This is a genomic window from Niastella populi, from assembly GCF_002078015.1.
In the GTDB taxonomy this organism is placed as follows: Bacteria; Bacteroidota; Bacteroidia; order Chitinophagales; family Chitinophagaceae; genus Niastella; species Niastella populi.
Map to the genome: position 1 here is coordinate 1 of NZ_LWBP01000056.1, position 12,973 is coordinate 12,973.

Below are 12,973 nucleotides of genomic sequence, written 5' to 3' on the forward strand. Positions count from 1 at the left end.
TAATTAAAGGTATTTTTCGTATGAAAGGATTGAGTGAGACACTTATGGAGGAAATAATGGAAATGCCCGGATACTATTGTTCAATCAATGGAGACGGCAAGATAGAATCAACTCATAAGACTTTTGACGATTACCTAAACAGGGACAGATGAACTGCTTCCTCTGTAAACTGATAGAACAGGCTCTTGGGTGTGGAATTGTGGAAGTAGGTAAGGGGTATTGAATTGTAAAATGATGCTGGCTCAACCCCATTTTTAACATCAACCCCAATTTTTTCCTCGAACCCTTCTTGGTGAAAATTTACACCTAACTAACTGAAAATTCCTTCAAATTCACCAAATCCCCCATCAAAAAGTTCGAGTTCTCCACCCTTGGGGACACAAGAATAGGCAAACGCCATCAAATCACTGTATTTGATGGCGTTTTCAGGTTTGAAGAACTTCATGGGGAATATTCGATCAAGTCTCCGGCGCACGCATTTTATATATTACAATATCCTGATTCTTAGCATAAATAACACCGTCAAACAATTCTAATTCCGGCTTCAGTAGTAAAAATATCCTAGCGCCCGGCTTTCGAAAAATAACATCAGAAAACCGGGCGCTCTTTTTTGCTATGACACCTGCCCGGTTTCCTTAATTGTTCTGCTTGTTCTTTGATGCAGTCTTGTAATTGCCGCATATTCGCCATAATGCTTCAACTGCTCCAAAATATGCAGTAATTCTGTTCTAATGAGGCGATCGCCTTTGCCGTAATCCCAAATAGGTTCAATATATGTTTCTACCAGTTGGTTAATATCAAGCTCCCTTATTTGCACTCTTGGCTGTCCCATACCGTCATATAAAATATTTACCGGCTCGTGTTGCATCCGGTAAGCTAGTAATTCGGCCAGCGCCTGAAGGCTTATTACCGCTGTGCCGGGATCGTTAATTCCTGGGCTCAATGCCTTTATCGCCACTTCCATCAGCTTTTGAAAGCCATAGTAGTAATTCTTTTCAATAGCGCGGCTTTTATCAATTAAAATAAGAGAACACAATTTTGACCTGAGTTCTTCATCCAGTACCGTCAACCCCTCTATCGACGCAAACTCCGACCCTTTCAGTATAAACGTGCCCATGCAATATTGAAAAGATAACCGGATATTATGTTTTTGACAGGTCTCGATCAATTCCTTAGCCTGGAACGACTGCAATAGCCCGGAAACGGGGGCGGTTAGCGCAATTGTAAATCGTTCATGAGGCCGGGCAGGTGTATTGCCCGTACACTGAAGTTTCAGCTCATCGAGGGTTTGCACAGCAATACGGTTAATGATGGTGCTATACCTTACCGACTGTGTTATATAATGCAAAAAGTAGATAAAAAGAAATATATCGCCAACGGTAAAAAGGATCAACAGGTAAGTGCTCAATGCCGGAACGGAGACTCCCGAGTCTGTGCTGCGTATGGTACTTAATAAAAACAGCGCATACACAATGGTACCAATGTACACCCCGAGCACAAGCTGTTGAAACTTGTTGCCGATAAGTTTGTCCAACACCCTGTTACTCATCTGGCTGGCTGCCTGGTTCAGCACAATCATTACCATGGAGAAACTAAAAACAGACAGGGAGATCACGCCTGCTACTATTGAAGAAATGACACTGCGGGCCGTTGAAGCATCCTTAAGGCTAAACCAGGTTAACCGGCTTTTGAATGCCTTGCCCGCTTCAGAAAAATCCAGTAAGAGCATACCTATGGCCAGCAATATAAAACCAAGGGCAATCAATGCAGGTAAAAAAGCAATACTGTTAACTGTTTTTCGATACGTAATAATAAACCAGTTAAGTATTTTGATATTCACAGTTTACATTTCTATAATATAATGCAATAATTGTGCACTCCCCATTTTTAACTCATTAATCCATTCATTAAGACCGGGTTAATCGTTGTGGAGAAAAAACAAACGGCCCCGGTTCTCTGCCCGAACACAAACAAAAAAGCCTCCGGATACCGGAGGCCCATTTTATTGTACAGGAATTATCATTACTCAAGATATCCTTCTTTCTTCAGTAATGCCAACGCTTCCATTAAAGTACATGCGGCTATTTGGGTACGTAATGCAACCTTTGTTTGGGGTGGGGCTTCCCACCAATGGTAACCGAACAAAACAACCGGGCTTTTCACCGAGCCTTCCGTCCACAGGATCTGCGCACTGTTCCTTAAAAAGTAAACATATCTTTTCCTGTACGATTCAGGCAGGTCTTTATGCATGATCAACAAAGTAAGATAACGTACAAAGATCCCTTTGAACAGGTTAACATCGTGGTCCTGCTGCTCTGCCCAGTCGCTCAACACTTTGTTATTTGAGTTTATCAGCGTGCTGGTTGTCCAGTCGGCGGTTTTAATGGCATCATTCAAATACACCTTGTTACCGGTGATGTTGTAATACTCCAGTGCTGCACCCATGTACGTTCCTGCATTGTACGTCCAGTCGCCTTTGGTATCATCCAGCTTTTCAAATACGCGGCCGCTTTGTTGTACAACGCGGTGCTCTTTCATCCAGTTATAGATCCGCTCGAGCCATTCCAGATTATTGAGGCCGTTCACTACTTCGGTTGCGCCGTACTTCTGCCATCTGCGGGCTGCTATTATAGCCGCCGGGCCATTTGACGGAATACCTTTACTGCGGCCGGCCTCATTATTTTCATGATTCCAGGGAATGCCGCCCCCATCGAAATCATTCCAGCCGGCAACGATCCATTGCCATAACTGTTTTGCCGATGTTTCATAACGCGCATCACCGGTTGCATCAAATGCACGCATGTGGGCCATACCATGCCAGCCCATATCGTCATAATAATTATTATAGAAGCTGCCGCCGTTCTTGGCTTTTACGCCGTCGTGAAATTGACTGATGCGGTCTTTATAGACAGCGCTGCCCGTGCGTTTATAAGCATCGATCAACACATCGAGCCCATGGGCCTCGGGCCAGTAATCGAACTGGCTTATAGCGCCAAAATTGTCGTTATTGAAATGATGTTTGGTTGAGTTAAAATATACATTCACCAGGCTGGTGCTGCTGCTGTCGGCAGCAGCGGCCCAGTCAATATCGTATTTGACACTATTATCGACGTATTCGTCTTTTATCTTACCGCACGCAAGGGTGAGCCCGGCGCCGGCAATTAATACAATTTTCCGCATTGGCAATTTTTTTGTTGAATACCTGACTATTTACACAAGATCCGCTTTAACGGTCAGGTCATTGTCATTAGTAAATTATTTCATGGGTATAGTTGGCATCAGGGCTGAGCGATACTTCAATACTGCATTTCGCTACCGATCTGTTAGGGAACTTGAAAGAGTAATCCCATCGCCCCGCATCTGTATTGAAGTAGGTAAAGAAATAAGACCCTGTGGTTGTACCGGGAGGCTGATTATCTTTGTTAATACTTCCTAATTTTTGTTCGCTGCCGCCAATGGTGATCCAGAAGAAATAACGGTCGTCGGAAAAGCCGCCGTTTACAAAGTCGGGCACTATATTATTTACTCTCCAAACACCTTTACCCTGGTAGGTAAGCGTTTCGCGTTTTTGCGGCGTACACATCCAAAAGTCGAGTTTGGTGACCTCAGAAAAGGTAACTGCTGCGTTGGTAAAATCGACGAAGACCTTGTAAATACCATCTTTTGCTACCGTAGCGCCATCTGCGTTTTCAACGAGTGTAGTGCCATTGCTGCTTACAGAGAACGTACGCATTACGTTGGTTCTTGAATCAACAAAAGAATATTTTTTACCGGCCACCAGCCTGGTATAGATCTCAAATTCATTTCCGTCGGGCAGTGCCTTAACAGTGAGGGCCTGGGCCAGGTTGGCTCCGCCTTCGGTTCCTTCACCGGTGAGGAACAATGCATCGGGCGCATCGATACCGTTTGTTCTGGTGATATGAATAGTGCGTACTTTTTCTGAAACGGTCCTGGTCAACCCCCGTGAAGAGGCTACCGTCCATTTCAGTTTACCATCTTTACCGGAAGCGATGCCGGCCAGTCTGGCGATCTTGTTCAACAGCTTATGGGGAATGCTTGCACCGGTGCTGGTACCGTTGTTATCGGCCACCACGGTAAATATAGGATTTGAAAAATCGCCGTCCGGTTTAGCGAACAACACATCATAATACACCACGCCATTATCCTGGGCCACCGCTTTCTCCCACTCGAAATATAAAGTGGGTGAACCGGTAGGCTGCAAAAACACATTACGTTCGTCATCGGGTGAGTACAGGGTGGTAACTTCCGTTACTTTAACTTCTTTGAAATTGTCGTCATCCTTTTTGCATCCGGTAATGGCTGCAAATAACAGGATCAGGAAAGCTATCGATAATTTATTTGTTTTCATTTTGTGCTGATTGAAGATTAATAACCGGGGTTTTGAGAGAGGTTTGTGTTCAGTAATCGTTCTGCTCTTGGGATCGCCCACAGGTAATCGCGATTAAGGTTGAAGCTGCCTGCAGGGAGTTTTATGTAATCATAACTGCCACTGCTTTTATCGAATCTGGCGCCATGCCGCTCCACTGTCAATACGTTCTCTGCTATCTTCCACCGGCGGATATCGAAGATGCGCAATCCTTCCAGCGCCAGTTCCACACGGCGTTCGTTGCGAATCACATCGCGCAGTACAGCCTGGTCGCTGCCGGGCATGTCCATTGCTTCAGCAGTGTTATCGAAGCCGGCCCGTTGCCTTAACCTCTTTATAGTTTGATCCCACACGGTTGTGCTCATTTCTTTCAGTTCGTTCTTTGCTTCGGCATACATCAGCAATACATCGGCAAACCGGATCAATGGCAGGTTCAGGCTCGACTCCCAGCCACCGCCTGTATACGTTGCCGGATTGGGATCGCAGAGCTTACGGTAATAATAACCTGTTGGGGTTTGCGCGGTACCGGCTCCGGTATATTTATCTGATGTTCTATTGGGATCAACAGGACCATCGGGATGAATAACTACCTGATAGGTATTACCATTTCTGTCTTTCCAGGAAGAGCCATCGTACACAATAGTTGCTCCCATGCGCGGATCGCGGCCGGCATAATCAGGATCGGCAGCCGTCCATTTTTTACCATTCTTCATCAGGTACGTATTCACCAGTTCCTGGGTAGGCCCTGCCAGGGAAAGGCGGGCGCCGGCCGACATCGGTGCATAGTCGACCAGGTTCCCCCATGTTCTGTTTACCGGTACGTACTGAAGGCTTAAGATGATCTCTGAGTTGAACTCATTTTCAGCCCAGAACAACTGCTCGTAGTTGGGAAACAGGCTATAGGTACCATACGTAGTGCTGTTGATGAGCTTATCGCAATACTCCGCCACTTTACCCCAGTTGCTTTCATACAGGTAAGCGCGGGCGTTCAGGGCGATGGCGGCGCCGCTGGTAATTCTTCCGTTATCTGCCGCTTTATAGTCTTCGCGTTTGGGTAAAACCGCCGCCGCTTCATCCAGTTCCTGGTGAATCCATGCCATGATACCGGCCTGTGACTTACGCTCAACCTCTTTCGATTGGTTGAGCGTGATATCCTCCGTAAAATGAGGAACATCGCCATACCAGGTGGTAAGCTCAAGATAAAGCGATGCGCGAATAAAACGGATCTCGGCTTTTCTTTTTGCCTTCAGGTCATCGCTTATGGTAGTTACCCTGTCGATATTCGCCAGGAATGTATGGCAGGTTTTTATCCCTTCATAACAGGCTTTCCATTCATTGGCAAAGCGTGGGTTCGAGGCATCGGCCAGGCCGAGTGCTATCACCTTTTCGTTAGTAGTTCCATATCCATTATAAACGTTATCGCTCAAAATTTCATTCAACATGAAAAAATCGCTCGAGTACATCTGGCGGTAGGCCATGTTCAAAACCGAATTGGCTTTATCTTCCGTTGTCCAGTATGTTTCGTCGGTGAACTTGTTGGTAGGAGCTACATCCAGCTTCACACATCCGGTAAGCATCAACCCCATCAACAGTATGGTCGCAAGACCCTTTTCAACAAACTTCATTTTCATAATTCCTTGTTTGAATTGATGTGCTTTAAAATTCAACATGTACACCTCCTCCTATATATATGAGTCGCGGGTAATTGCGGGCGCTGTTGGCGCCGGCGCTGGTCATGTTGTTTCCAAACTCGGTTGATTCGGGATCAACGAAATCGATCTTACTGATCGTTAACAGGTTTTGACCGGTAACGAAAACATTGAGTTTGTTTACACCATATCTTGTTGTGAGGCCTTTAGGCAGTGTATAGCCAAGCCTGATATTCTTCAACCGGGCATAGGCGCCGTTAAAGAGGTTGAAGTCTGACCCCTTACCATAATTATTGATAGTAGAGGCAGTACCCGGTGCGGTCAGTCTTGGCCAGCGGGCGTCGGAATTGGCAGGCGTCCAGTAATCGAGCTGGTGCTCGAACATCACAAACGAGTAGCCGCCATGGAAAGGCTCTATGGTTTCCCCTCTCAGGGCCATATCGCGTTTTCCAACACCCTGCCAAAGCATGTTGAACTCAAGTCCTTTCCAGTTAAGGGTATAGTTGAAACCGAAGGTCAGGCGTGGGAACGCATGCCCCAATACGTAGCGGTCGTTATCATTGATAATACCGTCGCCATTGCGGTCTTTATATTTTACATCTCCGGGTTTGGCTGAAAAGCCAATGGGAAGTGCCGAATTTTTAACATCGCCATCGTTCTGGAACAGGCCGTCTGTTTTATAGCCGTAGTAGCTATACAAAGGCAGGCCTACCCTGATGATGCGCTCAATTTCGTCGGCCTTGCTGATCTGTTCATTGCCTTCGAATTTGGTAACCTCATTCCATGAATCGGCTACGTTGAGCCCGAACGAATGGCTGAAGTCGTCGTGACGCAATGAATAGTTAAGGGTCAGTTCCCAGCCCTGGTTCTTCATTTCGCCGAGGTTGGCTTTAGGTACCGCACCGCCCAATACCATTGGCGTTTGCGGTGTTAACAGAATACCTTTGGTTAACTTTTGGAAGAAGTCGAAACCTACCCGCAGGTTGCCCTGTAAAAAGGTGGCATCGGTTCCAATATTCCACGAAGTGGTGGTTTCCCATTGCAGCTCGGGGTTACCGAATGTATAACCCGTACCGGGTACACCCACATTGTTAAAGCCATACTGGTTGATATAAATATCGTACGTGGTAAGCGTTTGATAATCGTCGATGTTCTGATTGCCCAGTTTACCATAAGTACCGCGGATCTTCAGATCGCCGAACCTGTTCTTCCAGAAATCAAAGAATGGCTCTTCGGTAATGCGCCATCCCAGTGATACGGAAGGGAAGAAACCCCAGCGGTGGTCTTTGGCAAATTTGGAAGAACCGTCGTACCGGAAGCTTCCCTCTGCATAGTATTTATTGGCAAAAGCGTAACCCACTCTTCCAAAATAGGAATAGATACTTCTTTCGGTGGTGCCGCCAACCGAATTATAACTGGTTGGGTCAATAACGGTACCATCGACAGGAATGCCCAGCACCGGATCAACAAAACGCTTTTTTATTTCCTGGCGTTTCTGGCGGTACGATTCATTGGAGAAACCGGCCAAACCAGATACATTGTGCCTTCCTGCAAAGGTTTTGTTATACTCGAGCATGGCCTGAATATTCAGCAGCGTGGCATTGGCGTTGAAATCTTCAATGTGGTAATCCTTCGAGGCGTTTTGGTTAACGGGCGTTTCGCCGCCTGCCAGGCTGTACACCGGCCAGTAATACCTTCTGATCAACCTGTTCTCGGGCCGAACGTCGAGGCCTACCAGGCCTTTTGCTTTCAAACCATCGAACAGTTTAAGCTCGCCATTCAGACTTCCCTGGAAGTTATCGTTGATGTTCTTTATATAACCGCCATGCTCCAGTGCGGCTAAAGGATTGCCACCGGTTATCACGTCATTATTGTAATAGCGGCCGTTATTGTCTTTCAGGATATACGTATTATATACCGGCACACGCGATGCATCGGCGATAATAAATCCTTCGTCGCCCTGGTACGAATTCCCTTCCGTTCTGTTATACCAAAGTATGGTGCTCAGTTTTAACCGGCCGATGCTTGTGGTAACATTCGAGCGGAGGTTGTACCGTTTTATTCCATAATCGGGTCCTTTGAAATTGCTTTGCTGATCGTAGTAGCCCAGCGATACCATGTAACTGGTTTTCTCTGCCCCACCCTGTACGCTGAGGTTATAATTTTGCTGCAGTGCATTTTGTAAAATGCTTTTCAGGCCGTACTCGCTGTCGCCCTTGGCAAACTGGCGTATTTGTTCCGAGGAATAAATAGGGTCGGATCCTGAGTTGATATACGAATCGTTGCGAAGCAGTGCATTCTGGTAGCCTTTCAGGGGCTTTACCAATACCTGCGGATTTTGTGAACCCACCAAACCGGTGAAGCTCACAACGGGCTTCATACCCGGTTTTCCTTTTTTGGTAGAGATGAGGATAACGCCATTGGCCGAGCGCGAACCATAGATGGCTGCACTACCGGCGTCTTTCAATACAGAGATATCCTCGATATCGCTTGGGTTCAGATTATTCATGTCGCTCACATCATTGCTGATCACCCCGTCAATCACCAGTAACGGCGAATTATTGCCGAAGGTGCTGATCCCACGGAGGTTGATGTTCATGGAGTTGTTGTTGGGGTTCATGTTACGCTGCTGAATTACCAGGCTGGGCGATAAGCCCTGTAATGCCTGCATAACATTACCTACGGGCCGGTCTTCAATTTGTACCCCTTTAACCCTGTCAACGGCGCCAACGAGGTCGGCCTTTCTTTTTGTTCCATAACCAATGATCACTACCTCGTTCAGGTTGTCGGGCATTTTGATCAACGTTATGTTGAAGGTGTTTTGGCCCGACAGCGACACCGTTTTCGACTGGTAGCCGATACTGGTGAACGTAAGGCTGGTTGCATTGTCGGGAACCGACATTCGAAAACTTCCATCGGCGGCCGTAATGGTGCCTGCGTCATTGTTCGATCGTACGTTTACGCCCTGGAGCGGACTGCCAAGTTCATCGGTGACCTTGCCCGAAATATCTTTCTGTACGTTTACGATACCAGGTGTCGTGTTACGTTCAGGGCGGGCAATCGTTTTAATGACAATGCTGTTTTTTTCCAGTTGGTACGTATACTGCGTTTGCTTCAGGCAAAACGTCAATACATCCGTAACCGGTGTTCTGTTGAAATTTACCGTGAGTGGTTTAATGCTTTCCAGCACGTCACTTTCACATAACACCGCCAGACCGGTTTGTTTTCTGATCTCCAGAAAAATGCGTTCGACAGGTATGCTGCGGCCTTTGAGCGAGATGCTCTGGGCATAGCTATTGGCATTTACCTGCAGCATGGCAAACAACAGGATCAACAGCAGCTTCATAGTAATTAGAAGTTTTAGCAGTCCTTTAATTTTGGTTGGTACAGGCGCTTTACCTGAGTTTAAAATCATAGATTTACATAGTTTTTTAATTGAGTTAAGGAAACGCTTGATTGAAAAACACTACATAACAGGGTCGGAGTGTTCGCTGCACACCGGCCCTTTTTAGGCTGAAGGCTGAAGGCTTAAGGCTGAAGGCTGGTTCCCGTACTGGCTGTCGGCCATCTTTTGCGGGGCTGCGCGAAAGCGCGGCAGGCCCTTTTTAGGCTGAAGGCTGGTTCCCGTACCGGCTGTCGGCCATCTTTTGCGGGGCTGCGCGAAAGCGCGGCAGGCCTTTTAGGCTGAAGGCTGATTCCCGTACCGGCTGTCGGCACACAGGGATGTATTCGCGTTCGGCCTTAAGCATTCAGCTTTGAGCATTTTCGTTTATTTTTTTACATAGATCCTTCTTCCTTCGATAGTGAAATGTACCCGCCCCGTGGCTTCCAGCATTTTCAGTACATCGTTTACCTGTGCAAACCGCGACACGGTACCCCAAAACCGGGTATCGGTGACCGGCCCCTGATAAGTTACTTCCACATCGTACCAGCGGGCTATTTTATTCATTACTTCTTTGATCGGTTCCCTGTTGAACATAAAATTTCCTTCTTTCCAGGCCACCGCGTAGCTGGTTTCCGCTTCCTGTATATCCACAATTTTTTCGGCGTTTACGATTGCCTGTTGCCCGGGCTTCAACAGTGCCTGTGACTGACTGCGGGTAACCTGCAAACTGCCCGTCAATAATGTAGTGATCTCCTGCTCATCATCCTGGTAGGCGTTCACATTGAAACTGGTACCCAGCACGCGCAACCTGGCGCCGGTGGCGGTTTCAACAATAAATGGATTTTTGGGATCTGACTTCACTTCAAAATAGGCTTCACCCAAAACCTTTACTTTTCTTTCCCCGGCTTTAAAAGCAGTTGGGAAGAACAGGCGGGTCGATGCATTCAACCATACCCTCGAGCCATCGGGCAATGCTATCTGGTACTGGCCGCCCCTTGGGGTTTCCAGCATATTTAATTCGTTTACTTCGCCGGGCGTTTCGCCATCGCCCCTTGCCACCAGTAAACCGCTTTTTTTCTCAAAACCGGTGGTCTTGTCATTCATGGTAATAGCCCCATCGGCCACCTCTTCGAGCAGCACTTCCCTGCCCCCGCTTAATTTCAACACAGCCTGGTTCCTGCCGGGAACGATGGTTTCAGTTTTATGAACCACAGGTACTTTGTCGATATACTTAGGTCTTTTTTGAAATAGGAAAAATGACACCATCGACAGCACCGCCACGAAAACGGCAGCCACTTTCAGGTAAAAAGCAACAGGAGTGCGCTTTTGGGAAATGGAATGAACAGGATGATCTATCCGGTTCTCTATGCCCTCTTCAATCCGCCTGATCGCTTCACTGTCAACGCTATGGACAACGTTACCGGCGCCGAACGCCTGCTCATACCTGTCTAACGCTGCTGCGGCCTGCTCTTCGGGGAGGGCCTTCAGCCAGTCAAGAAATTGGGCTAATTCTGAAGGAGAATGTGTTTGTTGTGCTACCTTCTTAAGAAAATCGTCAAATGATTGTTGGTCCATATCGCGGTTAAGACACGCGCGGCGAAAAAAAGGACCCCCCGGTTAAAAGATTTTTTAAAAATATCCGGAAGAAAAGATCAAAACCGGGTGAGGAATGTTATGACCGGCAGCAAACACTTTAAGTATTTTATGATCTCCTGGTTTCGTATCGTAGCAAGGCCCGAGTAAAGCAGCTTCTTCACTACATTTTTTGAAGCGCCCACTCTTAATGAAATTTCATCGAGGCTCAGCCCTTCGCGGGTACTCATTTCAACGATGATCCTTCTTTTGGGCGACAGGCGGGCCAGGGCTTCGTCGCCCAACCGCATGCCTTCTTTAAATGTCAGCTGTTGTTCGGGTGTTTCGGTATCTATTGTGTTGAAGAGACGATTTTTAATGACGGTCCGTTCGTTCTTCTGTTTTCTTAACTCGTTGAGGAACCTGTTCTTCGCAGATTTATATAAATATGATCTAACTTGTTTAATATCTGTGGCCTTTGCGCGGTTATCCCAGATCCTGATAAAGATCTCCTGTACGATATCTTCACATAACGCATCGTCATTACATAAGCTTTTCACAAACGGGTACAGTGCAGGAGTATAGCGCTGATACAACTCTCGAAACGCGTTCCGGTCTCCCTCACTTATACGCATAAGCAAATCAATTTCGGAAGTTTCCTTCATACCTGGCAAGATTAAAATTGAACCTTACAAATCGTTATTTGATCACTAGCTGAATCCAAAAGTAGAATAATTTTTATTTTATTCCACTATAACGTTTCAAGTCATTGAGCCTGAATGCCTGAATTCAGCTATACTTTTTTCAGCAAAATATTATAGCCATGATAATGTATCACCTTTTTTAAAGAACGATATTTCCACGGTTTTATGTGCGTGCAAAATCATTTTTAAAATAACAGCGCTAAAGTAAATAAAAAATATATGCATGGCTATTGTGAAAAGCATAGACCTGCCTAAATCAGGTACAGGAAATAAAAAAGAGCCGGCACTTGTTGCAACGGCTCTTTTATGAAATAAATATTTTCAATCCTATTTCAACCTGATAACCCCTTCTGTAATGGCCGGGAATTTCATCAGTGCCGAATCAAAACCGGGTTTCAGGCCGTTTTCATCGGTCACCAGCAATCGCATCTTTTGCATGGCTTTTATATAACCGTTTGCATCGAATGTACTGAAAGTGGGCGCGGGTGTTACAAAGTTGGAATTATAGTAGATCCAGACATTATCTGAACCAAGCGCCATATTACCGAGGCTTGTTTTAACCAATACGTATTGCGGCAGAACAGGTTTGCGCGATCCGGGGAACATCCTGATGCCTTCAATGATCTCTTTGTTGTAACCCTCTACCAGGTTTATGCGGCCTGCGGTATTGAGATCGATCAGTTTTTTTACTTCTTTCCTGTTGAACTCGCTGTTTTCACCGCCCTTCTGCCAGGAAGCAGTAGTGAAATATGCATAATCTTCTTTCTGTACCCAAACTTTTGCATTGGGAAACAGGTCGATGCTGTTGATATGGTCGAGATGCTGATAGCTTAAGATGATGTCGGTTACTTCTTCGGTATGAACAGAAAGTTTTTGTAAAGTTGAATCGGGGCGCAGGTCGTCGATCACATCAAAATCCCTGGCTGCTTCAACGCTATACAAATGCCCGGCATCCATTAAAACAACTTTACCGTTGCCTTTGATCATCCAGATCATGAAATCGATGCTGACACTATCGGTGGTTTTTGTTCTTGCAAGTGAATCATGCGTAAAGGAAGCGTACTTCAAAGCCGACACTTCATAATGTGTGGTTTGGGAAAAAGCAATAAAGGAAATAAATAGTGCGGTCAGAATAAGACACATTTTTTTCATAGTACCGATTAATTGCATAATAGGGGCTGACTTATAGTCAAAGGTATTTTTGGCGTAAAAATATCAATAACCATTAATAACCAAAAAGAATCCCGGGGCTAGCCGGGACAAGATGTTGCAACTT

9 protein-coding genes are annotated in these 12,973 nt (G+C 46.1%); all 9 read right to left on the reverse strand.

The genetic code is table 11. The features are described 5' to 3' along the window. Positions 1 to 310: 310 nt before the first annotated feature. The gene (locus tag A4R26_RS35800) at positions 311 to 445 is read right to left on the reverse strand and encodes a hypothetical protein (RefSeq protein WP_278248409.1); all 135 of its coding nucleotides are present in this window, start codon (positions 443 to 445) and stop codon (positions 311 to 313) included. 168 nt (positions 446 to 613) lie between these two features. Next, positions 614 to 1,840 (reverse strand): DUF2254 domain-containing protein, encoded by a 1,227-nt coding sequence (locus A4R26_RS06740; RefSeq protein WP_081162573.1) that lies wholly within the window; start codon positions 1,838 to 1,840, stop codon positions 614 to 616. 182 nt (positions 1,841 to 2,022) lie between these two features. Beyond that, the gene (locus tag A4R26_RS06745; protein ID WP_081162577.1) at positions 2,023 to 3,180 is read right to left on the reverse strand and encodes a glycoside hydrolase family 76 protein; all 1,158 of its coding nucleotides are present in this window, start codon (positions 3,178 to 3,180) and stop codon (positions 2,023 to 2,025) included. A gap of 67 nt (positions 3,181 to 3,247) precedes the next feature. Then, positions 3,248 to 4,369, reverse strand: coding sequence for a SusE domain-containing protein (locus A4R26_RS06750; RefSeq protein WP_081162578.1), 1,122 nt, complete (start codon positions 4,367 to 4,369; stop codon positions 3,248 to 3,250). Positions 4,370 to 4,386: 17 nt separating this feature from the next. After that, the gene (locus A4R26_RS06755; protein WP_081163030.1) at positions 4,387 to 6,018 is read right to left on the reverse strand and encodes a RagB/SusD family nutrient uptake outer membrane protein; all 1,632 of its coding nucleotides are present in this window, start codon (positions 6,016 to 6,018) and stop codon (positions 4,387 to 4,389) included. Between the two features lie 25 nt (positions 6,019 to 6,043). Further along, positions 6,044 to 9,382 carry a SusC/RagA family TonB-linked outer membrane protein gene (locus A4R26_RS06760; RefSeq protein ID WP_107685806.1) on the reverse strand — a complete coding sequence of 1,113 codons (3,339 nt, stop codon included), beginning with the start codon at positions 9,380 to 9,382 and terminating at the stop codon, positions 6,044 to 6,046. Between the two features lie 423 nt (positions 9,383 to 9,805). After that, on the reverse strand, positions 9,806 to 10,996 hold the full coding sequence (locus A4R26_RS06765) for a FecR family protein (protein WP_081162583.1): 1,191 nt from the start codon (positions 10,994 to 10,996) through the stop codon (positions 9,806 to 9,808). Positions 10,997 to 11,073: 77 nt separating this feature from the next. Then, positions 11,074 to 11,658 carry an RNA polymerase sigma factor gene (locus tag A4R26_RS06770; protein WP_081162585.1) on the reverse strand — a complete coding sequence of 195 codons (585 nt, stop codon included), beginning with the start codon at positions 11,656 to 11,658 and terminating at the stop codon, positions 11,074 to 11,076. A 366-nt stretch (positions 11,659 to 12,024) separates the two neighbouring features. Beyond that, entirely contained in the window at positions 12,025 to 12,849 is an 825-nt protein-coding gene (locus tag A4R26_RS06775) for an MBL fold metallo-hydrolase (protein WP_133054575.1), read from the reverse strand. Positions 12,850 to 12,973: the final 124 nt, after the last annotated feature.

Excerpts from the sequence above, each read along its gene's own strand:
- A4R26_RS35800 (WP_278248409.1), bottom strand. The coding sequence starts at position 445 with ATGAAGTTCTTCAAACCTGAAAACGCCATCAAATACAGTGATTTGATG.
- A4R26_RS06745 (WP_081162577.1), bottom strand. The coding sequence starts at position 3,180 with ATGCGGAAAATTGTATTAATTGCCGGCGCCGGGCTCACCCTTGCGTGC.
- A4R26_RS06750 (WP_081162578.1), bottom strand. The coding sequence starts at position 4,369 with ATGAAAACAAATAAATTATCGATAGCTTTCCTGATCCTGTTATTTGCA.
- A4R26_RS06755 (WP_081163030.1), bottom strand. The coding sequence starts at position 6,018 with ATGAAAATGAAGTTTGTTGAAAAGGGTCTTGCGACCATACTGTTGATG.
- A4R26_RS06760 (WP_107685806.1), bottom strand. The coding sequence starts at position 9,382 with ATGAAGCTGCTGTTGATCCTGTTGTTTGCCATGCTGCAGGTAAATGCC.
- A4R26_RS06765 (WP_081162583.1), bottom strand. The coding sequence starts at position 10,996 with ATGGACCAACAATCATTTGACGATTTTCTTAAGAAGGTAGCACAACAA.
- A4R26_RS06770 (WP_081162585.1), bottom strand. The coding sequence starts at position 11,658 with ATGAAGGAAACTTCCGAAATTGATTTGCTTATGCGTATAAGTGAGGGA.
- A4R26_RS06775 (WP_133054575.1), bottom strand. The coding sequence starts at position 12,849 with ATGAAAAAAATGTGTCTTATTCTGACCGCACTATTTATTTCCTTTATT.